The 23,904-nt window shown below is 44.0% G+C and carries 20 protein-coding genes and 1 other annotated feature; of the genes, 14 read left to right on the forward strand and 6 right to left on the reverse strand.

Annotated elements, in window-relative coordinates:
* Nucleotides 1-29 precede the first annotated feature (29 nt).
* The 4 genes from EYR97_RS07150 to EYR97_RS07165 all read right to left on the reverse strand — a co-directional run bounded on the left by EYR97_RS07150 (nucleotide 30) and on the right by EYR97_RS07165 (nucleotide 4,746).
* On the reverse strand, nucleotides 30-1,106 hold the full coding sequence (locus tag EYR97_RS07150; RefSeq protein WP_165477996.1) for a c-type cytochrome: 1,077 nt from the start codon (nucleotides 1,104-1,106) through the stop codon (nucleotides 30-32).
* A 91-nt stretch (nucleotides 1,107-1,197) separates the two neighbouring features.
* Entirely contained in the window at nucleotides 1,198-2,289 is a 1,092-nt protein-coding gene (locus EYR97_RS07155; protein ID WP_165477997.1) for an ABC transporter substrate-binding protein, read from the reverse strand.
* Nucleotides 2,290-2,466: 177 nt separating this feature from the next.
* Nucleotides 2,467-3,780, reverse strand: a complete 1,314-nt coding sequence (locus tag EYR97_RS07160; protein ID WP_131093141.1) for an alpha-amylase family glycosyl hydrolase — start codon at nucleotides 3,778-3,780, stop codon at nucleotides 2,467-2,469.
* Nucleotides 3,781-3,870: 90 nt separating this feature from the next.
* A complete protein-coding gene (locus EYR97_RS07165) occupies nucleotides 3,871-4,746 on the reverse strand; it encodes a sulfite exporter TauE/SafE family protein (protein WP_404840954.1) in 876 nt (291 codons plus the stop codon).
* A gap of 441 nt (nucleotides 4,747-5,187) precedes the next feature.
* On the opposite strand from EYR97_RS07165, the gene EYR97_RS07170 reads away from it, so the two are divergent.
* From EYR97_RS07170 to EYR97_RS07185, 4 genes are all read left to right on the forward strand, one after another.
* Nucleotides 5,188-5,670 (forward strand): DUF2244 domain-containing protein, encoded by a 483-nt coding sequence (locus EYR97_RS07170; protein ID WP_131093143.1) that lies wholly within the window; start codon nucleotides 5,188-5,190, stop codon nucleotides 5,668-5,670.
* A 159-nt stretch (nucleotides 5,671-5,829) separates the two neighbouring features.
* Nucleotides 5,830-6,402, forward strand: a complete 573-nt coding sequence (locus EYR97_RS07175) for a YSC84-related protein (protein ID WP_131093144.1) — start codon at nucleotides 5,830-5,832, stop codon at nucleotides 6,400-6,402.
* A gap of 302 nt (nucleotides 6,403-6,704) precedes the next feature.
* Nucleotides 6,705-7,694, forward strand: a complete 990-nt coding sequence (locus EYR97_RS07180; RefSeq protein ID WP_242634939.1) for a hypothetical protein — start codon at nucleotides 6,705-6,707, stop codon at nucleotides 7,692-7,694.
* Between the two features lie 60 nt (nucleotides 7,695-7,754).
* On the forward strand, nucleotides 7,755-8,534 hold the full coding sequence (locus EYR97_RS07185; protein ID WP_131093145.1) for a ParA family protein: 780 nt from the start codon (nucleotides 7,755-7,757) through the stop codon (nucleotides 8,532-8,534).
* Nucleotides 8,535-8,543: 9 nt separating this feature from the next.
* Here the strand turns inward: EYR97_RS07185 and EYR97_RS07190 are convergent, their stop codons facing one another.
* Nucleotides 8,544-8,783: a hypothetical protein gene (locus tag EYR97_RS07190; RefSeq protein WP_131093146.1), complete on the reverse strand. Its 240-nt coding sequence runs from the start codon at nucleotides 8,781-8,783 to the stop codon at nucleotides 8,544-8,546.
* A 230-nt stretch (nucleotides 8,784-9,013) separates the two neighbouring features.
* Nucleotides 9,014-9,131, forward strand: a sequence feature (His leader region).
* A gap of 50 nt (nucleotides 9,132-9,181) precedes the next feature.
* On the opposite strand from EYR97_RS07190, the gene hisG reads away from it, so the two are divergent.
* From hisG to hisIE, 8 genes are read left to right on the forward strand one after another with little or no spacing between them, the layout of a single operon-like run.
* Nucleotides 9,182-10,084, forward strand: a complete 903-nt coding sequence (gene hisG / locus EYR97_RS07195) for an ATP phosphoribosyltransferase (protein ID WP_131093147.1) — start codon at nucleotides 9,182-9,184, stop codon at nucleotides 10,082-10,084.
* A gap of 13 nt (nucleotides 10,085-10,097) precedes the next feature.
* Nucleotides 10,098-11,402 (forward strand): histidinol dehydrogenase, encoded by a 1,305-nt coding sequence (hisD, locus tag EYR97_RS07200; RefSeq protein WP_131093148.1) that lies wholly within the window; start codon nucleotides 10,098-10,100, stop codon nucleotides 11,400-11,402.
* Nucleotides 11,402-12,481 (forward strand): histidinol-phosphate transaminase, encoded by a 1,080-nt coding sequence (gene hisC / locus EYR97_RS07205; protein ID WP_131093149.1) that lies wholly within the window; start codon nucleotides 11,402-11,404, stop codon nucleotides 12,479-12,481. The genes hisD and hisC overlap by 1 nt, the downstream gene beginning before the upstream one ends.
* Nucleotides 12,478-13,548, forward strand: coding sequence for a bifunctional histidinol-phosphatase/imidazoleglycerol-phosphate dehydratase HisB (gene hisB / locus EYR97_RS07210; RefSeq protein WP_131093150.1), 1,071 nt, complete (start codon nucleotides 12,478-12,480; stop codon nucleotides 13,546-13,548). The genes hisC and hisB overlap by 4 nt, the downstream gene beginning before the upstream one ends.
* Entirely contained in the window at nucleotides 13,548-14,177 is a 630-nt protein-coding gene (gene hisH, locus EYR97_RS07215) for an imidazole glycerol phosphate synthase subunit HisH (protein WP_131093151.1), read from the forward strand. Before hisB ends, hisH begins: the two co-directional genes overlap by 1 nt.
* A complete protein-coding gene (hisA, locus tag EYR97_RS07220; protein WP_131093152.1) occupies nucleotides 14,177-14,914 on the forward strand; it encodes a 1-(5-phosphoribosyl)-5-[(5-phosphoribosylamino)methylideneamino]imidazole-4-carboxamide isomerase in 738 nt (245 codons plus the stop codon). The genes hisH and hisA overlap by 1 nt, the downstream gene beginning before the upstream one ends.
* Nucleotides 14,896-15,708 (forward strand): imidazole glycerol phosphate synthase subunit HisF, encoded by an 813-nt coding sequence (gene hisF, locus EYR97_RS07225; protein ID WP_131093153.1) that lies wholly within the window; start codon nucleotides 14,896-14,898, stop codon nucleotides 15,706-15,708. The genes hisA and hisF overlap by 19 nt, the downstream gene beginning before the upstream one ends.
* On the forward strand, nucleotides 15,705-16,322 hold the full coding sequence (gene hisIE, locus EYR97_RS07230) for a bifunctional phosphoribosyl-AMP cyclohydrolase/phosphoribosyl-ATP diphosphatase HisIE (protein WP_131093154.1): 618 nt from the start codon (nucleotides 15,705-15,707) through the stop codon (nucleotides 16,320-16,322). Before hisF ends, hisIE begins: the two co-directional genes overlap by 4 nt.
* A gap of 71 nt (nucleotides 16,323-16,393) precedes the next feature.
* On the opposite strand, the gene EYR97_RS07235 is transcribed toward hisIE, so the two are convergent.
* Nucleotides 16,394-19,285: a pitrilysin family protein gene (locus tag EYR97_RS07235; RefSeq protein WP_131093155.1), complete on the reverse strand. Its 2,892-nt coding sequence runs from the start codon at nucleotides 19,283-19,285 to the stop codon at nucleotides 16,394-16,396.
* Nucleotides 19,286-19,696: 411 nt separating this feature from the next.
* Between EYR97_RS07235 and lepB the strand changes: the two genes are divergently transcribed.
* Both lepB and EYR97_RS07245 read left to right on the forward strand, forming a co-directional pair.
* The gene (lepB, locus tag EYR97_RS07240; RefSeq protein WP_131093184.1) at nucleotides 19,697-20,335 is read left to right on the forward strand and encodes a signal peptidase I; all 639 of its coding nucleotides are present in this window, start codon (nucleotides 19,697-19,699) and stop codon (nucleotides 20,333-20,335) included.
* A 485-nt stretch (nucleotides 20,336-20,820) separates the two neighbouring features.
* Complete coding sequence (locus EYR97_RS07245) at nucleotides 20,821-23,415, forward strand: TonB-dependent receptor (RefSeq protein WP_131093156.1); 2,595 nt, start codon at nucleotides 20,821-20,823, stop codon at nucleotides 23,413-23,415.
* The last annotated feature ends 489 nt before the right edge of the window (nucleotides 23,416-23,904 follow it).

A 23,904-nucleotide genomic window follows, 5' to 3' on the forward strand; every position in this document is an offset into this window, starting at 1 on the left:
TCAGTCAATAATCGAGACGCTCAACCCGACTATTTTTTGTTTGCTTTGTCCTTTCCCGCTTCAACGGGTAATCCCATCTCAATCCATTTGAGAATACCTTCATCTATGACGGCTGTATTTTTGTACCCTAAGCTACGAAGATGATTAACCACCGAGTCTGATGCAGCATGAGGGCATGCACAATAAGCGACAATCCACGTATCATCATTCGGCAAATACTCTGCAATTCGAGACTTATCACGATAATAAGGCATGGGAACTGCACCTGGAATATGAATGCGTTGCCACGCTGAACCTGGACGAGTATCTAATATAATAAGTTTATTATTGCTTTCTAAAGCTTGTACAACCTCTTTTGCAGGAACATATCGCCCGTCACGCAAGTTAAAAGTTGGGTTACTCCCTTTCGGGTTAATTACAAACTCTTCAGGCTCAGGCCACTTAGCAAGCTCTAAGGGCGTTGGGCGCCAGCCAGAAGCTTGGCTTCTCAAATAAGCGACGATGTCGTTAATTTCTTCATCGTGAAGCTTATTACTAAAACTTTGCATAGGTGTGCCTTCACGGCCATAAACTATGGCGTGTTTTAGATAGTTATCTGTGGCACTAGATAGAAACAATTGGTCAGCAATGGCAGGTGCGGTAACCCCTTCTCCATTCACTCCGTGGCAACTTACGCAGTTCTCGCTATAAATTACTTTTCCATTTAATGCATTTCCTTGAACAGACGCTTCTCCCAGTTCAATTGGTGAAATGCGCTCTTTTTGCGCCAACCACCTAATAAGCAAAATAATATCTGCGTCAGAAAGCGGCCCACCAGCCTCTTTACTGTAGCCATCCATCGCAGAGTTCACTCTACCCCAAGAAATGGTGTCAAAGAGCAATTGGGGGTATGCCGTGCTTAACATCGACTCAGATTTTAGCGATGGAGCATGATCAGCTTTGTACCCTTCTCGGTCTTTCCCATGACAAAGTGAACAGTACTGCTGATACATTGCATCCGCTTGCGCCATTTCTTTATCATCTAACGTTAGAGATAAATCAGCTTTACACGGAGTACTTACAATAAGAACAAGTAGACAGATAAGTAATAACAACGGTGTACGCACTTTAAAGGTTCCTTTTTGCCTTAGCATTAAATTGTGGCGCTTAACCTTACTATCGAGGTGGTGAAGTAAAGGTGAATTAATGCTTGAGAAACTAGAACTCGAGTGGCAAATTTTGTTGTGAGGCATACACATTGGCTAAAATGTTGTTGCCTTTATCGTCAAACTCTGCAACTAATCCACCCAAATCATAACGGCTTGAACGGTACGCATCCACAAAGCACTTTCGGCTGGACTGGGGACATTTATCAACAACTAAACTAAACAACTTGGCATTCAAGAAGCCTTCAAACTGAACATGGTTTACCGATGGCCAGCGCGCCTTTCTCGCTAACCTTCTAAACTCCTCGCAAACTGGTAGTTTGCAACTTTCAGGGTTGGGGACGACTTCAGTAACCAGCACTTTTTCCTGTTGATTAATACGCTTTAGCAGCTCAAAACTAGAAACGAAAGATAAAGCGGCAAATATTGGGGTATATGACTCAGCGCTCGATAGTTGAATTAACTTTGATATAGGTTCATATGTACCAACCACAATAACAGCGTCAGATTTGCTTTGTAGTATTTTTTCTAGCGCTCGCTCTACATCAACCGAGTTTCTGCGATATCGAGCACTAACCGAAGGAGTCAAGCCATAGTCTTTCAATCGCTGGAGATAATATTTTTCTACGGATAATCCGAACGCGTCAGCTTGAACAATTAGGCTGAATTTCTCTAAACGTAGCTGATTCACTAAATAGTCAATTTGCTTTTCAGCCTCACTTTGATAGCTAGCCCGGAAATTAAACACAGAAGCTTTCATGCTGTCGCGCAAGAAGTCAGCCCCTGTAAAAGGGGTAATCAATGGAATTTGAAATTCAACCAGCAAGGGCATAATGGCGCTAGTGGTTGGCGTGCCGACATAATTGAATAATGCTAAAGGTTTTACATCCCTTAACATACTCTTGGTATTGCTTATGGTGTTGATTGGCTCGTATCCGTCATCTAATTGGACAAGCGATATTTTTGCTCTACCAAGCTGATTATATTCGTCAAAAAATAGCGATGAACCTTGGTTCAAAGATAAACCCAATTGAGAGGTTCCGCCTTGGGTATCATTAGATATCCCCAAAACTATCGTTTCTTGCGCTTTTGCTAGAGAGCAAAAAACAGCAAGCAACATAAGCAACAACAGTCGTAACAACACAATACTACCAAACGTGAATATCATTACAGTTTATAATAGTTTGCATACTACATTTTTGTGAAATTAATCACACTTATTTGTTTTTATGACTTATAATTAAGTACCCAAATGACCGATTACATTTCATACTATTTCTCTACTTTTTGAGTTAATACACGTATGCAAGCTATTGCGTATTCAACCAACCCAAATTTCATATTGCCACGGTAAAATAGCCCTTACCGATGTGTTATCAAAAACAACCTCATCGTTACCTTGCCAATCAAAAAAGTGCCCTTCGAATAAGGGCTCGTTAAAGCTTACATCTACACGTTCTGATGAAAAGTTAATAATAACAAACACCTTTTCTTGGCCGTTGTGGCGTACAAAGCTAAATATTTTATCCATTGCTGTATTTGGTACTTGAATCATTCGAGCACCAAATTCGCCGTTGCCCAGTACTCGTTTACTTTTCTTCAGTGTAATTAACGCTCTGTACAAATCACCGATGGGATGGGCTTGCCACTCTATTGGATCGCGTTCAAAAAAGGCTAATCGCTTAGACTCGCCCGCTTCTTGCCCGTTGTGAATAAGCGGCATTCCCTCACCTATTACCGACAATACAATGGCGGCTTCGAGTGCATCACCAAATTGCTCATGCTGGGTGCCATCCCATGCATTCTTGTCGTGGTTGCTCACAAAGGTCATACGGTAGGCATTGTGTGGCCAGCTTCGTTCGTTCCATGAATAGTATTTGCGAAGCCTATCCAGATGACAGCGTCCGTAGGCGAGGTCATGCATGGTTTCGTTCCAACTCCACGCATAGGTCATATTAAAAGCCTTTTCGTGAAGGTCTCTGTTTTCCCATTCAGCTAACATGAAAACAGGTTTGATCTGCTCAAGTGCTTCCTTTGCTTGGCACCAAAAATCATTAGGTACATAACCCGCCACGTCACAGCGATAACCATCTATATCGAAGTTTTCAACCCAATACCCTAGTGCTTCAATCATATACTCTCGCAAGCCTGCTTGACGGTAATCGAATTCAATGATGTCACTCCAATCCCACCATGGTGATGGACGGAAATCGCCTTTGTAGTCTTTGGCATACCAGTGAGGATTACTTTCAACCAATGGGTTATCCCATGCACTGTGATTAGGAACCCAATCGATGATCACTTTGAGTGACAGCTTGTGCGCTTCTTCCACCAGCGCTTTTAAATCGTCTTCGTTGCCAAATTCAGGATTTATTGCGAAGTAATCTTTGACAGCATAGGGGCTACCCAACTCCCCTTTTCGATGCTTATTCCCTATCGGGTGAATTGGCATGAGCCATACAATGTCTACACCAAGCGCTTTTAGATGAGACAGCCCAGCAATTACGCCTTTAAAATCACCCGAGGTGGAAAACTGCCGGGTATTGACCTGATAAATCACTGCATGAGAAGACCATTCGGGTTGCTTTACTGTGTAAAGCGATTGTGGGGCAAAATTTGCAGGTGTCTTCTTCATGCTTTCCCTCTCGTGTAAAATTACTGATTGTGAAACTGCTGAATGTGCAGATTAATCTGCTTTACGTATGGAGTCACTTTCCAAATTTACTTAGAAAATCGGTAAACTGCTGGCGCCTAAAACCAGCACCCATATTCCAAAAAACAGCTTGAGACGCTGAACAGAAAAAGCCAGTACGACGTACTTGGCAAGCATGCCTCCAATAATAGCGCCCATCCCTGCAAACAAGACCACTTCCCATACCACCGCTTCGCTAATTAGCACGTGATAAGGTAATGCCGACCAGACGGTAAATGCAGATAAAACCACAGCGATAGCAATGGACATGGTTACATTAAAACCGCGCATAATAAGGTAAACCGCAACGAGTTCACCCACTCCCACTGATAGCCACGCTGTGATAACACCACCAATAAAGCTCACCACAGGTAAAAGCACAATATCCACGTTGGTGATCTCTGTTTTAAAATGTGTGCGCTTCATCAACGGAATAGAGACAAATATTGCCAGTGCCAACACCACAGAAAATACACCAAATAAAGTATGAAGATTGTTTGCCCCCCCCCACACCTGTGTGAGTAACAGTGTTCCTTGCTGAGAATATTGTGAAAAGGCCATCCCGCAAATTGAAGCAGGTATACTTAGCATTAGGGCACTGGGCAAAGATTGCCAATAATCGTCAAAACCGTGTGCGGTGCGATAGTACCGCCACCACGTTACCGCCCCTGCTGTCATGCCACAGCACTGAATTGCAAAACTTGTCGCAACCACGCTTTGCGAAGAAAAGTTCAGATAATTGAAAAACGGCACAAAGATAACGCCGCCCCCCGCCCCCGTCGAATTAGCAAAAATAGCACCTATCACACCTAAAGCACTGAACAGGCCGAATTCGCTTATTAGCAACAATGGAGAAGGTTGTGCCATTAAAATACACAACCACACCACAATAAGAGCAGAGATCACCACCCTGAGTGTTAAATGTTTAACCGCTGAGACCACATATTCCTCAATTTATAAAAATCACGTAATCAGATACATCAACAATGTCTACTTTGATGACGTTTGCGAACAGAAAAAAGTGCTGGCTATAACTTGCAACTGTCGTATCGACACCGATAGGTTTGTTATTCGAGCTAAATCAGCAAACACTAAAGTAATCTGCTTTCTACGTTATAACCGTAAAAAATGACTAGTAATTCTACCAAGATTACAAAGGTTACCAAGCTTCATATTAACTCGCTGTAGTCATTAGCTATTGATGATACGCCATAAATGATAGTTAAAAAGCAAATAATGTTAGGTGGGTTATACTGGCATCGTGCCAATTTTCGTTGATGTGACGACCTTAATATTGGCTTGCTACGACTGAAGGTAAACCTGGAGCGTGTTGCCTCTAATGAGTTCAAAATGATTGAGATTGCCAACTACAACAATGGTACGCAAATAAGATTATCTCCGAATAGATCTGCAAGCTGGCGGCAAACCAAGCTTTTGATGTATGGCTTTGCTTTCTTTGTAGGGTCTATTGCTTGTGCTTGGGCATTAGTTGGGGCGTGGGTAATTTTGCCATTTGCAGGCGCTGAAGTATTCGCCCTTGGATTAATTATGTACCTTGTATCTAAAGCCACATATGAATGGGAAGAAATTGTCGTAACGCCCAAAAAAATTGTCATATCAACATCTAAAGGTGCAACATTAACCCTTGAACGTTCCGGTACCTATCTAGAGTTTGTTGAAGACACCTCAAACCGTAGATTGCCAAGAATAATACTAAGCACGTCACAATCGAGATGTGAGATAGGCTCATTTCTCAACACAGAAGATAGGCGCGCCTTACTCAATCAATTGAACAAAACTGGACTTGTGGTATGCAAAAACAAATGGTGGTAAACACACTTTTGCCAAACGAGCACGGTTTTTGCTCCTACTTTTCATATCTAGTATCTGGCGAAACGTAAAGCAGCGTTTAACAACGAGCTTGTCGTGTTGTCTGACAGGTTTCATGAACGCCCACTACGCCACAACATTTACCATGCAAAGGAGAAACGCATGAACATCAGAGAATTAACACTAAAAACCCTATTCATTTCTACTGTACTCACGTTATGTGCTTGTGCGTCTATGGGCGATGGTACTGTTGCAGAAAAGCGACAAGCTATATTAGACATGCAATCTAACGCGCTTACACGCTTATATCAGGAAAAGCCTGATACGCGCGCTCAACTTCGTGACGCCGCGGGTTATGCGGTGTTCACCAATGCAAATATAAACGTTATTTTCTTTGCCGCAGGCACTGGATACGGTGTGGTCAACAACAATGTCACTGGCGCTAAAACCTATATGAATATGGCTGAAGGTGGCGTAGGTTTGGGTTTAGGTGCCAAAGACTATCGTATTGTCATGGTATTTCACTCGCAAGATTCAATGAACTATTTTATTGAGAACGGTTGGACCCTTGGTGGCAATGCCGATGCAGCGGCAAAAGCTGGCAATAAAGGCGCTTCAGCGCAGGGCGAAGGCTATTTGGGTAATGTCACTGTTTACACCATGACAGAGAGTGGACTAGCACTTCAAGCCACGGTTAAAGGCACAAAATTTTGGGTAGATAAAGAACTAAACTAATTCGGCCCTAACTATTCCTAATCATATCAGCGATTAGTGCTCCAACTCACCGAAGGCCTCTTGAACGCAAGTGGCCTTTTTGTTTTTTCTGTCCCCCTCTTCCACTCAAAATCTATAGACAATTTGGGCCATAAAAATAAGCAGTGTCGAGTAACCAACATAGTTGCACTTTTCACCGCCCCATTATACGAAAGTATAAAGTTAGGGGTAAACCCTCATAACTGAATCGAGTACTCGTGACTACGCTTTATTTATAAAAGGCTTGCTTAGCATCACGCCAAGCCATGAACGAGGGATTCATCATGCAACCACAAAACAACAAAGTGATAAGATTATTAGCAAGAACCATAGTAACGAGCACGTTGTTCGCTTCGGCGATGGTAGGCTTTTCAACTAACGCGGCAATAATAGGAAGCAGCTATGGGAATGCAGTCCATGTTGATCTTACCATTACAAGTAATGTAAGAGGTATGGTCTCAGCAATCGCTAACTCAACTATCAACTTAGCTCATACCAGCGGTAGCGCACCTGAAGAATATTCACAGATAGAAACTATCATTGGCGCAAACGCAGATGCATCGGGTACGTTGGGCAGCCCCATCGACGTAACAGAGTTTGATGGCGCGCTATCTACCGCCATTATTGAAGGCGAATCTCAATCGTCTTTAAAAAACGTTATTCCAGTAAGCTTTTTTACGTCAGGCCGCGGAACCATAAACGACCTCAATCTCGACTTATTTTCAGACTTGCTTGGAATAAGTGGCTTTCTAACGCTAAGTGCCGATGTACTTTCAACTGTGTCTCGAATTGACGGAGAGCTCACATCTGGCCCAAACGTTAATCTATCCACAGCAGGTTCATCAGACATCGTAGATGTGGAAGTTAATCTTTGGGAACATACCGTAACGGCAACTGCACTCGAAAATCAGTCTCTATTTACCAGTTTGAATATCGCTGATTTTGGCTTGGGAATATTCGTTAATGAAGTCGAAACGTCGTGTTCTGGCTCTACTTGCACAGAGTCTCGAAACGCGGTTAGAGTATCTTTTGAAGATTTTTCACTAAACGCACTTTACACTGCGCTATTTCCCACTGGCGGGCCATTAACCGGGCCAGCGCTTAACTTGACCGATAACCCAATTGTCAACGGCGAGATCATTTTAGCTAGCTCGCTTGCTACAACCTTTTCTTCTACTGAAGTAAATGCCCCATCTACGTTTGCAATTTTCATCTTTGCAGTAGGTTTATTGAGTGCGAGAAAGTTTAATAAACACAAAATGCTTCAGAAATAGCGTTTGCATAAGGACTTTTAATTGGGCATATTTCAAACACAACTGACAAAGGGATTTCTTATGATAATCGTGGTGTTTAATCAAAAAGGCGGCGTAGGCAAATCGACTATTAGCACCAATTTAGCTGCACAAAGCGCTAAGCTAGGTCATAAGACCTTATTGGTAGACTTAGACCCTCAGGGAAATAGTACTCACTACGTAGGGTTTAACGTCAGTGAACAAAGCCTTACCGTGGCCGATATGTTCAAACAAGTTGTTGGTATTTTCAGAACAGCCAAGAAGCCTAACGCGTTCGTGCATGCAACGCCTTATGAAAGCCTCTTTGTTATGCCTTCCTCTCCTGCGTTGGCAGAAGTCGAACGAGAGCTCGAATCACGATACAAAATTTTTAAACTAAAAGACGCATTAAAAGAGTTAAAAGACGAATTCGACAACATTTTTATCGACACGCCTCCCAATTTTAATTTTTATTCTAAAGCGGCACTTATTGCTGCAGATGGCTTTTGCGTCCCCTTTGATTGCGACGATTTCTCGGCTCAGGCCATTGAGCGTTTACTTGAAAATGCACAGGAACTAAAGGAAGACCACAACCCTGAACTGCATTTGTTGGGTATTGTTGTTAATCAATTCAATAGCCAAGCAAAGCTTCCAAAAGAATTAATAGAGACGCTTAAACATCAAGATTTGCCAGTGCTAGAAAGTTATATAAGTGCCACGGTAAAAGTAAAAGAGTCTCACTCTAAGCGAATGCCACTGCCTTTCTACTTACCTAAGCACAAAGTGACTAAACAAATTGCGGCTTTATTTGAAGAACTCAATGCGAACAAAACGTATCGCTAACAAGTCTCGCTAAACATCAATATCAATGTGCTTAAGCCCACCCTCGCTGTTACCTCGCTCTTTGTCTTTCGGTTTTTCTGCTGTTTTTTCGATAATCTCAGTCCGCTTCACGCCTTGGAACTGCTCGTGCTCTTCTTCACTGAAGTGCTCGGACTTTTTAGTCTTTTGCACTTTTTTCACGCGGTCATCCGTCTCAATCGGCACTTTTGTGTTGCGAGGCAAAATGGGAAACAGTAGATCGTTGCTCATACGCCCTCCAGAAGTTTGCATTCGTCTCTATAACTTATCGGCAACGAGTTGCCTAAAATTACGCTTCAAAACTAATTCATAACGAATTGTTTTAATATATACACATTAAATTAGAGTTAATGTGCCAAAAGAGTTCACTTTAACCTTGCAAATCCTAATTCAAAACGCTAATGTTTCTGCCGTTCGATATTAGGAAAACGATTTTTCAAAATGATTAACTGCGCTGCAAAACATCACCATCACCACAAAGCATAACCTTTCAGGTTCGTGCTGGAAGGTCTATGTATCCTTCCAGTGGCGCAGATAAAAAATTTCTCGACCCTCGGAAGGAAACTTCCGGGGGTTTTTCGTTTTAGGCGCAATAAAAAGTTAAAATACAACGTGTAAGGAACGTTTCAATGAGTAACAGCAAAAGACTTCGAATTGCCATTCAGAAATCAGGACGCTTGAGCGATGACAGTATCGCCCTACTGAAAGCCATTGGCATCAAATTAAACATTCGTGATCGTCTGCTGATTGCGCATTCAACGAACCAACCTATCGACTTACTGCGTGTACGTGATGATGACATTCCTGGCCTTGTGATGGACGGTGTTGTTGACCTTGGCTTTATTGGCGAAAACGAACTTGAAGAAAAAATGCTAGAACGCAAAGCGGCTGGCAAACCTTTCGAGTATGAAGTATTGCGTCGCTTGGATTACGGCGGTTGTCGTTTGTCTATCGCTGTACCAAACGAGATGGACTACCAAGGTATCCAATCGCTAGACGGCAAAAAAGTGGCTACCACTTATCCTTATTTGCTTGAGCGCTATTTCAAAGATCAAGGCATTAACGCGAAAGCGGTGATGCTGCAAGGTTCTGTGGAAGTTGCACCTCGCGCTGGTGTCGCTGACGCTATCTGTGACTTAGTGTCAACCGGTGCCACCCTTGAAGCTAATGGCCTGGTAGAAAAAGACGTTATCTTCCGCAGTAAAGCGGTACTTATTCAACGCGCAGACGGCGAACTAAGCGATGAAAAACAAACGCTTGTTAACCGTTTAATGCCACGAGTAGATGGCGTTTTACTTGCGAAAGAAAGTAAGTACATCATGCTACACGCTCCAAAAGCTTACCTAGAACAAGTAAAAAGCCTGCTCCCTGGAGCGGAAAACCCAACCGTGCTGCCACTTGCCGGCAATGATGAGCAAGTCGCTATTCACGTTGTTTCTACAGAAACCTTGTTCTGGGAAACCATGGAAAAACTTAAAGCCCTTGGTTGTAGCTCTATTCTTGTAATGCCAATCGAAAAAATGATGGGCTAAAAGGCAGACGATTATGATTACTTGGTCATCTCTTTCAGCAAGTGAGAAAAAACAGGCGCTAGCCCGCCCGGCTATGGCCAATAGCCAACAGTTAAAACAAACCGTGGGAGAAATCATCACACGTGTTGAACAAGAAGGCGATGTAGCGGTACTCGACTACACTCGTAAGTTCGACTGCCCCGATTTAACCAGCTTGGTATTATCACAAACAGATATCGATGCCCTTGCTGCCAAGGTAACGCCAGAAGTAGCAAATGCGATAGATATCGCGTTTAACAACATAAAGACATTTCACGAAGCACAAAAGCCAAGTGATATTGCTTTGACTACCACGCCAGGGGTTCAGTGCGAGCTAAGATTTACTGCGCTTGATGCTGTGGGCCTTTACATTCCAGGTGGCAGCGCACCACTGCCATCAACTGTGTTAATGCTAGGTGTACCTGCATTGGTGGCCGGATGTGAAAATAAGCTGCTATGCACACCGCCAAACAAAGCACAATTAATTGCCCCTGAAATTGCCTATGCTGCTAGAAAATGTGGCATCGACAAGATATTCCTATGCGGCGGTGCACAGGCGATTGCAGCCATGGCCCTAGGCACAGATACTATTCCACAGGTTGATAAAATTTTTGGCCCTGGCAATAGCTTTGTCACCGAAGCAAAGCAGCAAGTTAGCCAGCGTGCTGATGGAGCAGCCATCGACATGCCAGCAGGCCCATCTGAAGTGTTAGTGCTTGCTGATGAATTTGCTAACCCTGAATTTGTTGCAGCAGACTTACTTTCCCAAGCCGAGCACGGTCCAGACTCGCAGGCTATTTTGGTGTCTAACAGCGCAGAACTTATAGAGCAGGCGAAGGACGCAGTAGAGCGTCAATTAGCTACGCTGTCACGTGCAGACATTGCGCGCCCAGCGATGGAAAATGCACGCTATATATTGGCCGACACTATCGAGCAGGCCATTGAAGCCAGTAACGCCTACGCACCTGAACATTTAATAGTGCAAATAGAGAATGCCCGTGATTATTTGCCAAAAATAAAGTATGCAGGCTCTATTTTCCTAGGCCCGTGGTCGCCAGAATCTGCCGGAGACTACGCTTCGGGTACAAACCACGTGTTACCGACTTACGGCTATGCGAAAAATTATTCAAGCCTTGGCCTTTTGGACTTTATGCGTCGCTACACTATTCAAGAGTTAAGTGCAGATGGAATGCGTAATTTAGGCCCGGCTATTATGGCTTTGGCAGCAGCGGAAGGGTTGGACGCGCACGAACAAGCCGTTGCCCTTCGAATGCAAGCACTTACGCAAGGAGACGCCTAATGTCTGCCCTTATCGATAACCTAATTAATGACAACTTAGTACCGCTGAAGCCTTATGAATCAGCACGGCGCTTGTTTTCTGGCGGCCAAGACTGGCTCAATGCTAACGAATCTCCCTATGCAAACCCATACAGCGTAGATAGCAGTAACTTTAACCGTTATCCATCGTGTCAACCTGAAGCAGTGGTGAGTGGTTACGCTAATTACGCAGGGCTAGATAAGTCACAGCTTATTGTAACTCGCGGCGCAGACGAAGGCATTGAACTACTTATTCGTACGTTCTGCACACCCGGCAAAGACAATATTCTTATTTGCCCACCTACGTATGGCATGTATGCCATTAGCGCAGAAACATGCGACGTGGGCATTACAAAAATACCGTTGAACGAAGACTTTAGCCTAAATGTTGACGCGGTTTGCGCTGAAGAAGACGTAAACGTTATTTTTATCTGTGCACCGAATAACCCAACCGGAACGCCGGTGGCGCGCGAAGACATCAAAACCGTACTTAATCACTTTGCCGATAAAGCGTTAGTGGTGGTAGATGAAGCCTATATTGAATTTGATGCCGACAATACTTGGGCAAATGAGATTAACAGCTACCCGAACTTAGTAGTACTTCGCACTTTGTCAAAAGCGTTCGCACTTGCTGGCCTTCGCTGCGGCTTTACCCTAGCACAGGCACCGGTAATTCAAGCACTTTTAAAAGTGATTGCGCCCTACCCAATCCCCGAGCCCGTGGCGCAAATTGCAGCACAAGCATTATCGGCAGAAGCGTTAACCTTACTTGAACTGCAAGTGGCTACCATTAATCGCGAGAAAGAAGCACTTGCAGAAGCGCTTGAGTCGGTGGAAGGCTTTGAACTGGTGGGAGACAGGCGTGCAAACTTTATTTTATTCCGCTACGAAAAAGCGCCAGCGCTAATGCAGTATTTAGTAAGCCAAGGCATGCTTATTCGCGACCAATCGAAACAGCTCAATTTACAAAACTGTTTGCGCGTAAGCATCGGCACTGAAGAGCAAAATCAGCGCTTAATGCAGTTAATCAATGAATTCAAAATTAATGAGGACGCGGCATGAGTCAACAAGCCATTTTATTTATCGATCGCGACGGCACACTTGTTGAAGAGCCGCCAATTGATAAGCAGTTAGACAGCCTAGAGAAGCTTGTTTTCGAGCCAAACGTTATTCCTGTTTTACTTAAACTTAAAGCCGCTGGCTTCAAGTTAGTCATGGTAAGTAACCAAGATGGATTGGGTACCGACAGCTTCCCGCAAGAAGATTTTGACAAGCCACACAATGCGATGATGGCTATATTTGAAAGCCAAGGTGTAACATTTGATGATGTACTGATTTGTCCGCACTTCAACGAAGACAATTGCACATGCCGCAAGCCAAAACTTGGCCTTGTTCAGGAATACTTGCAGCAAGGCAAAGTAGACTTTACCCGTTCCTTTGTTATTGGCGACAGAGTTACTGATGTGCAGCTTGCTGAAAACATGGGTATTCGCAGCTTTCAGTACAACCGTGAAAGCTTAAACTGGAACGATATTCAGAAAAGCTTGTTGGCATCGTCGCGTATTGCCGAAGTCGTGCGTACAACCTCAGAGACTGATATTCGCGTTCGTGTAGACCTTGATTCACAGGCCAAGTCGACAATTCAAACCGGAATGGGTTTTTTTGACCACATGCTCGACCAAATTGCTACTCATGGTGGTTTTGAATTAACTCTTACAACCGACGGCGATTTGCACATTGACGATCACCACAGTGTGGAAGACACGGCTCTTGCGTTAGGTGAAGCGCTCAAAAAAGCATTAGGCGACAAACGCGGTATTGGCCGCTTTGGTTTTGCTCTTCCTATGGATGAATGCCGCGCAGAATGTATTATGGATATATCGAACCGCCCTTATCTTAAATTTGAGGCCGAATTTAGCCGCGACCAAGTAGGCGAAATGGCCACAGAAATGGTGCCACACTTCTTCTACTCGCTTGCTCAAAGTATGGGGTTATCGCTGCACCTTTCCACCAGCGAAGGCAATGCACACCATCAGGTAGAAAGCTTGTTTAAAGTGTTTGGCCGCGCGCTTCGTCAAGCTATTACGCGTCAAGGCGATGCGCTGCCAAGCAGTAAAGGAGCGCTATAATGTCAGTGGTAAATACCAGCCAGCGACAAAAAATAGTCATAGTGAATACCGGCTGCGCGAATATCTCATCAGTACGCTTTGCCCTTGAACGCTTAGGCGTTGAAGTAGACGTATCTGACGATGTAAACGTAATAAAAAGTGCTGACAAAGTGTTTTTGCCTGGCGTGGGAACCGCCGCGGCAGCGATGGCGAGTATTAAGCAAAAAGCGTTAGTGGAAACCCTTCAGTCGCTAACACAACCTGTATTAGGTGTTTGCTTAGGTATGCAACTTATGGTTGAGACAAGCGCCGAGGGCGGCTTTCAAGGTACCGGTAATATCGATTGTTTGAACCTTATGCCTGGGCACGTTGCGCGCATGGAGTCAAAGGGCGTACGCTTACCTCACATGGGGTGGAACACAGTTACACATAAAGAAGAAAGTTTGTTCAAGGGCATCCCGCAAGATACCTACTTTTATTTTGTGCATAGCTTTGCAGTACCTGAGTACGAACATACGCTTGCAAGCTGTACTTATGGTAATGCGTTTTCAGCAGCCATAAACAAAAACAACTTTTACGGGGTGCAATTTCACCCAGAGCGCTCTGGCGAGGCCGGAGCACAACTACTGACTAACTTTGTGAACCTATAATGATTATTCCAGCGATTGATCTTATTGACGGACACGTAGTGCGCCTTTATCAAGGCGACTACGAACAAAAAACCCAATACGAACTGGACCCTGTTGAAGTGGTTCACGACTATGCAGACCAAGGTGCTACTTGGCTACATATTGTTGATTTAACGGGAGCCAAAGACACCAGCAAGCGTCAGCTATCGCTTATTAAGTCAATGGTCGATACCAAGCGCATGCAGTTTCAAGCAGGCGGCGGTATCCGTAGCGAAGAAGAAGTGGCGCAGTTACTTGAAACAGGCGTAAGCCGAGTAGTGATTGGTTCTTTGGCTGTAAAAAAGCCTGAGCTTGTGAAGTCTTGGGTAGAAAAATACGGCCCAGAACACATTGTATTGGCCCTTGATATCAATATTAGCGACAGCGGTGAAAAGCTTATTGCCACCCATGGTTGGCAAGAGAATTCTGGCGTAGCACTTGAAGGCTTACTGGAAGACTTCGCTACAGTAGGCGCAAAGCATGTACTGTGCACCGACATTAGCCGCGACGGTACGCTTCAAGGCGCGAATACCGAGTTATATCAAGAAATGGCAGCCCGCTTCCCACATGTTAGCTGGCAAGCGTCAGGTGGTATTGGCAGCATTGCTGATATTGAAGCGCTAAAACCAACTAACGTTGGCGGCGTTATTTTAGGCCGCGCATTACTTGAAGGTAAGTTTACGGTGAAGGAGGCTATCGCATGCTGGCAAAACGCATAATACCGTGTTTGGACGTACGCGACGGCAAAGTGGTGAAAGGTGTTCAGTTTAGAAATCACGAAATCATTGGTGATATTGTGCCTCTTGCAGAGCAATACGCAAAAGCCGGTGCCGACGAATTGGTCTTTTACGACATAACCGCAAGCTCCGATGCTCGCGTGGTCGATAAAAGCTGGGTAAGCCGCATTGCACAGGTTATTGATATCCCGTTTTGTGTAGCTGGCGGCATTAAGAGCATTGAAGATGCCGGACGCATTTTGGAAATGGGTGCAGATAAGATTTCGATTAACTCCCCTGCCCTTAACAACCCAGATCTTATCAATCAGCTACACGACGTTTATGGACAACAGTGCGTAGTAATTGGTATCGACAGTTTCTATAACGAAGCAAGCGATCAATACGAAGTGTACAAATTCACCGGCGATGAGGCCCGTACGCAGAAAAGCCAGTGGCAAACCATCGACTGGATTAAAGAAGTACAGTCACGCGGTGCAGGTGAAATTGTACTTAACTGCATGAACCAGGACGGCGTGCGCAAAGGCTACGACGTGAAACAGCTGAAAGCCGTTCGCGACGTGTGTGAAGTACCACTTATTGCGTCTGGCGGTGCAGGTGAAATTGCCCACTTCACTGACGTATTCAAGCAAGCGGACGTTGATGGTGCACTAGCAGCGTCAGTGTTTCACAAAGGCATTATCAACATTGATGAGCTAAAAGCAGAATTAACCAGCAATGGCGTTGCCATGCGTAAGCGTCACGGATTAACGGCGCAAGCAGAAGGAGTAAACCCGTGATCATTACCAATGAAAATAGCAATAAACTGGCTTGGGACAAAATGGATAACCTGTTGCCTGCCATTGTGCAAGACGCACTGTCTGGCAAGGTATTGATGCAGGGGTATATGGACCAAGACGCCCTAGCGAAAACCCTTGAAACGGGCAAAGTGACCTTTTTCAGCCGTTCAAAGCAGCGCCTTTGGACTAAGGGTGAAACATCTGGGAATACGCTAGATTTAGTAAGCGTTGCCTGCGACTGCGACCAAGACTCGCTATTAGTACTTGCCAACCCTAATGGCCCAACATGCCACACTGGCGTAGAAAGTTGTTGGTTTGACGGCAACACACCAGCTTTTACGTTTTTAGCTGATTTAGAGCGCGTATTGGCTGCCCGTAAAGATGCCGACCCCAAAAGCAGCTACACCGCTAGCCTTTACAACAAAGGCATTAAGCGCATTGCGCAGAAGGTCGGTGAAGAAGGCGTTGAAACAGCGCTTGCTGCCACGGTTCACGACAAAGAAGAGCTTAAAAACGAAGCGGCTGACTTGTTGTATCACCTTACGGTACTGCTTCAAGCTAGTGATATGTCGCTAAACGATGCACTAAGTGTATTGCGCGAGCGTCACAAGTAGTACAGTTTTATGTGAAGCTAAAACTCAAAACTTAAAAGCTCGCCAAATGGCGAGCTTTTGTTTATTACTTTTTAAGGATTAATCAATACTGGCTTACCTAATCCCAAGGCCTCCAGACGTTCAAATTGGGTTGCCTTATCACCCACTACGAGATAAATCATTTTATCCGGGTGAACATAGGTAGAATAAAGACGCTTCATATCATCTACAGTTAGCGCTTTCACTTCCTTCTCACGCTGTGTTACGTAGTTATTGTCAAACCCATAACCGTTCACATTACCAACGACATTTAATTTAGCTCGCAACGTTTCAAACGCTCTTGCATTAGACTTCAATGTAAAGCCTTTGGTGATGTCTAAATCTTCCTGTGAGTAATTGTCACCGAATGAGCCTAGGATCTCGCGAATTGTTGCTATTGCTTCTAAAGTCACATTAGAACGTACGCCACTTCGAATTGTGAACATTCCAGTGTAATTGTCGTAGGAAAACCCGGAACGAATGCCGTAAGTGTACCCCTTGCCTTCGCGCAGTTCTTGCATGAGTTGTGACGCAAAGCCACCTCCACCCAAGCGATAATTCATCACGTCCGCCGTATAGATATCAGGGCTTTCGACGGTAGGCGCGGCATGGCCAAAATAAAGCATAGACTGCTTTGCATTTGGTACATCATAAAAATAAACAGTTGACGTTTCAGGCAACGAAACAGGTGCTATGGTTGGCAATACCACGTCAGTTTGTGCCCATTTATCATTCAATGAAGTGAGCGCTTTAGCAACTTGTGATTTTGAAATGTCGCCTGCCACATGTATTTTTGTCACTGTTGGCGACATATTAGTCTTGAAGAAACTGCGTAGGTCATCCAACGTAATTGCTTCTACACTACTTGTACTTCCAGTTACCGGCTTAGCGAATGGATGACCTTCAGGGTATAAAAGCTCTGCAAACGTCAGCGACGCAATAGCACTAGGGTTGGCTTTGACTTGCTTTATATCGTTCAGTATTTCGTCTTTGGCTAGTGCAAATTCTTCTTGGTCAAATCGCGGTGAAAGCAATACCTCTTCAACAATGTCTATCAATGCAGGGAAGTGCTTAGCTAATGAGGTACCACGGATCACAATGGCCGTATCAGTGGTATTTGCTTCTAGGTGCGCACCTAGCAATTGTATTTCCTGCTCAAGCACTTCTGGCGTCTTATTTGCCGTACCTTTCAACAAAATAGAAGATAGCAGGTTAGCAACCCCTATTTTTTCTTCTGGATCAAGTAACATCCCCCCTTCTAGTGTCATCTCGAATTCGACCAGAGGCACTTCGTCGTTTTCAATCCCTGCAATCGACATACCGCTACTTAGCATATCTTGCCATACTGTAGGTGCAGTAATTGAAAATGCATCGCCATAGGGTGGCTCAACGGTACGGTCGAATTTAGAAGGTGTACGTGTGTACTGAGCGCTTTTAGAAGCGTCAAAACTATCTTCAGCACCATTAACAATTTGTTCTTCAACCACACTCGCCTTTAGCGAGCCCTCAAGCACCAAGGTTTCTTGCCCTTTGGGAACAAAACTGGTGGCTACAAAAGGTTTATCTTTAATATAAGTGTTATAGACACGCATCACGTCCTGTGGCGTAACAGCTAAAATTTTCTCAACGTCCTTTTGAATATATTCCGCCCCACCCGCAAATATTTCATACTGCGCAAGCTGAAAACCTTTACCTAAAACACTCGACAAGCCTTTATAAAAGTCAGTTTCTTGGCCAGCCTTAATTCTTGCTAAGTCTTGAGCAGAAATGCCTTCTTTTTCGAAAGTGGCAAATGCTTCATCAATCGCCTCAGCTACCTGATTGAGGTTAACTCCATCAAATGCCATCACTTGAAGTTGAAGTTGGCCTGCTATTTCAGAATCATATCCATACATAGCAACACGGCTCGTAAGCTTTTTCTCATCAATGAGTACTTTGTTAAGCGGGGCATTTTTTCCTTTTGCTAAATACTCAGACAGCACAGAAAGTGGATAATAGTCAGCATCGTACTCTGGTACTGAGGGCCACACCATGGTTAACAGCGGGGCTTGTGCAAAGTTGTCCACATGAAAACGCTTGATTGTTGTTTCGATGACAGCGGGATTAGGAGGTAGTTTGGTAATTGTTTGACCTGATGGGATCTCATCGAAGTAATGTTTTACCCAGGCTTTCGTTTGCGCAATGTCGATATCACCAGAAATGGTTAGCACTACATTGTTAGGCACATACCAGGTGTTAAAAAACTCTTTTACATCGGCCAAAGTTGCATTTTGTAAATCTTCTAAAGAGCCAATAACTTGCCAACTATACGGGTGCCCTTTTGGATACAGGTTTTTATCGATAACGTATTGATTGTGTCCATAAGGGCGGTTATCTACACTCTGGCGCTTTTCATTTTTCACCACTTGCTTTTCTTTGGCCAAAACAGGCTCGGTAACCGTATTGATGAAAAATCCCAGTTTGTCCGCTTCGGCCCAAATCATTTTCTCTAGGGCATCAATGGGTACGGTTTGAAAGTAATTGGTACTGTCTCGGCTTGTCGAGCCATTGGCGCCTGAACCACCAATTCTGGCGCTCAATTTATCTAAACCACCCTTGCCTAAATTTTCTGACTCTAAAAAGAGCAAATGTTCAAATAAATGAGCAAACCCTGTGCGCCCCTCTTTCTCGCGAGCAGAGCCAACATGCGTGGTTAGCGCTACTGCCGCAACGGGGTCGGAACGGTCCACATGCAATAGCACGGTAAGTCCGTTTTTCAGCGTAAAGCGTTCGAAGTCCACATTAAATACAGCGCTATCAGATTGCGCATTTCGCTCACTGCTCAATGCTGTGGCTGTTGTAGACGAGGATGAATCTGTAGTAATGGTCGTTTGAGAACACCCCAATAACGCTGAGGTAAGAGCTACAGCAGCAAAAGATAAGTATATAGGTGAGCGTTTAAACATATTTCCGCTTCTTAAAAGTAAAAAAGAAGAAGTACCACAAAGCGACAAAACGCGCCATGGGCTTGCATTAAGCGCCATGTTATTGCGAAAACCGGCTCTACAGCGGATCCAATATGATAAGAAAAAATAACTATAAAAAACAATGAATAAAAATAGAAACATCAAACCAATATCGACCCTATTGAGCATATTCAAAGATACCCAATACACATACCGTTACATTTTCATTGTGAACTACGCTCAAAAACTGCGCTCTTACTGCTATTCACTTTCTTAGTCATTTTCTTACTGGGCAAGTCGCTCTTGGCTTCTAACAGCAGTGATTGCTGTAAAAGACAAATTTAGAAGCCCCAAATATTAAGAAGGATAATGACAAAAGCAATGAGTAAAAACCTAATTAGGATAAAGCCAATGAAAAAAGTCGCTAACTTCTTTAAGAACAACCTGTCCTTTTTTGTATTTATTGCCCTTTTGTTTTCATTCAGAAGTAGCGTAGCTGATTGGTATCACGTACCTAGTGGCTCTATGGAACCAACCATTCAAGTGGGCGACAGAGTGATTGTTGATAAAGCCGCTTACAACTTAGAAGTCCCCTTCACAGATATTGTCATTGCCAAAACCGGCGACATTGCCCGAGGTGATATTGTTATTATTGACAGTAGCGCAGCACAAACCCGACTCATAAAACGGGTTGTTGCTGTAGCGGGTGATAACGTGGCGTTAAGAAACAACGTGCTGTTTATTAACAATGAACGAGCAGCACTTACCCAGGTCGACGCTCGCGTTTTTAAAGAGCAAATACTGGGGAATTCGCGTGCCATAGCGCTTAATGCCATTGACAGCCCAGTGAAAAGCTTTAACCAAGTAACAGTACCTACAAATCACGTATTGGCGATGGGTGATAATCGCAATAATAGTGTAGATTCGCGCTACTATGGTTTCATTCCCGTCACTGAGATCCAAGGTAAAGCCAATGCCGTCGCGTTTTCGTTAGACAAGGAAGATTATTACTTGCCTCGAGGTTCTCGCTTTTTTGCATCGTTGGAATAACCCATTTTATAGCGGTTGTTAGATCTTCTCTTTTTTAATGATGATGATTTATCAACCGCACCCAATAACGCCTTATGCGCCTGCTCGTTGAAATTTCTCGTTTACATTAATCGTTAGTAATAAAGGTAACTTTTTTTATACACCTGAGTTATGAGGCATACTTAAAATCTGTTTTTAAATATATCAAATTGTTTCACGCCAACGTGTGATTATAAAATAAGCGAACTATATTACACCCCTTATATCACACAGAAACCCTCACATAACCGGTACATTACAACTATTCACTGTCAGCCAAGTCTGTGGCGATTAAGATAAAAAAGCACTAAAAACGTCTACCTACGTTTACACACTTTGTAACTAACTGTCATATTTTTCACCATTTCCATTATTGCAATGAATGTACAACAGGTGCTATTCATATTTTTGCAACATTTCTAAGTTGCGAACACACAACAAGTTTTAAAGGAAAATAAGGAAATATCATGAAACACGGTCGTAAGATAAGTGCTATAACCCTAGGGTTAGCACTTTCAGGAATTACAACACTTACTCCAGTCTATGCTCAACAAGCTGACGAAGAAGCAGCAAACCTTGAACGCATTGCAGTAACGGGGTCGCGCATTAAGCGTACCGATATGGAAGGCCCTTCGCCAATTCAATCTATCGATGCCTCCATGATAGACAGTATGGGTTACGAAAACCTTCAACAACTACTTGAGCGTATGCCTGCAACAGGCGCAGGGACATTTTCAACGCGTAACAACAGCCAAGACTCCACCGCAAACGGCGCAGCAGCAGTTTCATTACGTGGTATGGGACCAGATGCAACACTTGTCCTTATTAATGGTCGTCGTGTGGCTATTAGCGCGTTTGCCGAAAGCATTACCAATTCATTCGTTGATATTAACTCTATCCCTGTTGCCGCTATCGAACGCATCGATATTTTAAAAGACGGTGCATCGGCAATTTACGGCTCTGACGCCGTTGCCGGTGTAGTCAACGTTGTATTAAAGAAAGATTATGAAGGTTTAGAAATTAACGCTGGCTACGGTGGTACCACGGGGCCAAGCTATGATGAAACTACAGCTAGTATACTTTGGGGCTCTCAGTCAGAAAAAAGTAGCGCCACAGTAATTATCGACTACTTTAACAATAGTACACTAGCAGCGAATGAGATGGGCCGATTCGGCACCGCGAACCAATCGCCTTACGGTGGTATGGATTTTCGTTCTTCACGCGGGTATCCCGGCTATTTCTATGTTGACGGTGTGAAAACTATCGACCCTGATTGTCCTGCTGAAAATGCGACTGCATCGGGCAGCTGTTTATTCGACTATGGCCCATATGGATTAACTATTCCTGCCTCTGAGCGTGTAGGTTTCATTGGTCAATTCGATTACAAAATTGGCTCTGACACTACCGCCTTTATGGAAATTGCCATGCAGCACAACACCTCTGAAGCAGGTGGTGCGGCAACCCCATTAGACGAAGACGCAGGTCTAACCGTACCAGGTACACACCCTAACAACCCGTTTGGTCAAGATATTGATATTGGCCGCTATCGCCCTGTTGATGCTGGCGCCCGTCGCTGGGATATCGAATCTGATACCCTTCGTATTGTTGCGGGTTTACGTGGTCAATTCAATGACTATGATTGGGAAGCGTCGGTTCAAAAAGGACGTAGTCGCTCAGAACAAAGCGGTGACCAATCGCAAGGCTGGGTGCGTGTGGACTGGTTGCAAGAGCAAATTGACTTAGGTAACTACAACCCGTTTGGTGGTGTAACTAACCCACAAAGTGTTATCGACAATATAACCACAAGCCTTGTGCGTCGCGGTGAGTCTCGCATGACCAGTGTAGATGCACACATCACAGGTGAAGCTTTTAGCTTTGGCGACGATGTAGTGATGATGGCCGCTGGGGTTGAGTATCGCGAAGAACAGGTGTCTGATGTACCAGACATTCAATTCCAACAAGGGCTTATTTTCGGTACTGAATCAGTATCAGCGTCGGCTGAGCGCGATCAATATGCTGCCTATCTTGAGCTGTCTATTCCACTGGCAGAGCAACTTGAACTACAACTAGCGGGTCGTTACGATCATTACAGTGACTTTGGCAGCACAACCAACCCTAAAATTGCACTTCGCTGGGCACCGAGTGACGAAGTTACGGTACGTGGTTCTTGGGCACAAGGCTTCCGTGCACCTTCATTAGCACAAGTTGGCTTAGGCCCATCTCAGAAGAGTATTTTCTTTGTAGATCGCTACCGCTGTGAGGCCACGGGTCAAGATTGTGACTCTCTCGATTACAATATTGAGTTTGCGGGTAACCCCAACTTAGATGCGGAAGAGTCTGAATCGTGGAACGTGGGTGTAATTTATGCCCCTATTCAGTCTTTAGGCCTAAGTGTTGATGTCTGGAGCATTACCCAAGACAACAAAATTGACGAACAACAATTTGGCTTGGTTTACGATGCGGAATGTAACGACCAAAACAGTACCATTTGTGTGCGTCTAGACCCACAACAAGGTGAGTCTTTAGGTGTTATTCAGAAAATCTTTAATACTTATCAAAACGTAACGTCTCAAGAAGCTTCAGGTATCGACTTCAGCGCGAACTACAGCATGGATGCCAACGAATACGGCAACCTTCGCTTTAATTTAGATTGGTCTTATATGAGTAACTTCGAAAAAGACAATCTTGATTACACTGGCGAATATGGCTATCCAGAGCACCGCTGGTTGTTCGGTACCACATGGTCAAAAGGTGCGTTTGATGCAAACCTTAACATCAGCTTTATTGGCGAGTTTGAAGATACGCCAGATATCGACTTTGATGGCGTATTAGATTTCGAAGATAATACGTCCAGAACCGTTGACTCTCAAATGCTTGTAGACCTTCAAGTTGGCTATACCTACAGCGAAAATCTACGCGTAGTATTAGGTGCGAATAACTTACTTGATGAAGAACCACCATTTGCTATTGGTGATGGAGATGGTGACCTTTACGGTTATGTAGGTAGCGTTCACAACCCTCGTGGCCGCTTTGTCTACTCAAAACTAACCTACCGCTTCTAAAAGGATCTAAGAAGACAAAGCGCTCGATGCATTTTATATGCACCGAGCGCTTTTTTATATGCATTGGTAGGCTTTGGTTTAAAAGAACAGGGATTCAATAAGAAGCGTGGTAAGCCATGCGAGAATAATAGGTAACGCTATCATCACGTACACTAATATTTCTGAGCCGACAGTTTTAGCGTTCCAAGCATCCAACATTTTTACGTTAAAGCGGCGCTTTAATAAAAACGTGTAGAAAATTATCAGTATTAATAAAACTAAAGCTTTTAACATCATTCTTTACATCCCATTCTCTGGTACTGAACATATCTACAAGCTTTCAATCAATGTAAGCCTTCGTATTCTTATGTGGATTACTCATAAGTGTGTTGACCAAAACACTATATCCATAACAGCAATGAAAAAGACCTGTCTACCGTATCTGTTTGACGAACGCCATCAGCACTTCGATAAGAGTTAATTGGCTTGTTGCGTTTTCATATATAAAAA

This window comes from Alteromonas sp. KUL42 (genome assembly GCF_006538325.1).
GTDB lineage: Bacteria > Pseudomonadota > Gammaproteobacteria > Enterobacterales > Alteromonadaceae > Alteromonas.

What these genes read in the sequence shown, in the direction of transcription:
- EYR97_RS07160 (WP_131093141.1), bottom strand. Translation starts at nt 3,780, where the DNA reads ATGAAGAAGACACCTGCAAATTTTGCCCCACAATCGCTTTACACAGTA.
- EYR97_RS07170 (WP_131093143.1), top strand. Translation starts at nt 5,188, where the DNA reads ATGATTGAGATTGCCAACTACAACAATGGTACGCAAATAAGATTATCT.
- EYR97_RS07175 (WP_131093144.1), top strand. Translation starts at nt 5,830, where the DNA reads ATGAACATCAGAGAATTAACACTAAAAACCCTATTCATTTCTACTGTA.
- EYR97_RS07180 (WP_242634939.1), top strand. Translation starts at nt 6,705, where the DNA reads ATGCAACCACAAAACAACAAAGTGATAAGATTATTAGCAAGAACCATA.
- EYR97_RS07185 (WP_131093145.1), top strand. Translation starts at nt 7,755, where the DNA reads ATGATAATCGTGGTGTTTAATCAAAAAGGCGGCGTAGGCAAATCGACT.
- EYR97_RS07190 (WP_131093146.1), bottom strand. Translation starts at nt 8,783, where the DNA reads ATGAGCAACGATCTACTGTTTCCCATTTTGCCTCGCAACACAAAAGTG.
- hisG (WP_131093147.1), top strand. Translation starts at nt 9,182, where the DNA reads ATGAGTAACAGCAAAAGACTTCGAATTGCCATTCAGAAATCAGGACGC.
- hisD (WP_131093148.1), top strand. Translation starts at nt 10,098, where the DNA reads ATGATTACTTGGTCATCTCTTTCAGCAAGTGAGAAAAAACAGGCGCTA.
- hisC (WP_131093149.1), top strand. Translation starts at nt 11,402, where the DNA reads ATGTCTGCCCTTATCGATAACCTAATTAATGACAACTTAGTACCGCTG.
- hisB (WP_131093150.1), top strand. Translation starts at nt 12,478, where the DNA reads ATGAGTCAACAAGCCATTTTATTTATCGATCGCGACGGCACACTTGTT.
- hisH (WP_131093151.1), top strand. Translation starts at nt 13,548, where the DNA reads ATGTCAGTGGTAAATACCAGCCAGCGACAAAAAATAGTCATAGTGAAT.
- hisA (WP_131093152.1), top strand. Translation starts at nt 14,177, where the DNA reads ATGATTATTCCAGCGATTGATCTTATTGACGGACACGTAGTGCGCCTT.
- hisF (WP_131093153.1), top strand. Translation starts at nt 14,896, where the DNA reads ATGCTGGCAAAACGCATAATACCGTGTTTGGACGTACGCGACGGCAAA.
- EYR97_RS07235 (WP_131093155.1), bottom strand. Translation starts at nt 19,285, where the DNA reads ATGTTTAAACGCTCACCTATATACTTATCTTTTGCTGCTGTAGCTCTT.
- lepB (WP_131093184.1), top strand. Translation starts at nt 19,697, where the DNA reads ATGAAAAAAGTCGCTAACTTCTTTAAGAACAACCTGTCCTTTTTTGTA.
- EYR97_RS07245 (WP_131093156.1), top strand. Translation starts at nt 20,821, where the DNA reads ATGAAACACGGTCGTAAGATAAGTGCTATAACCCTAGGGTTAGCACTT.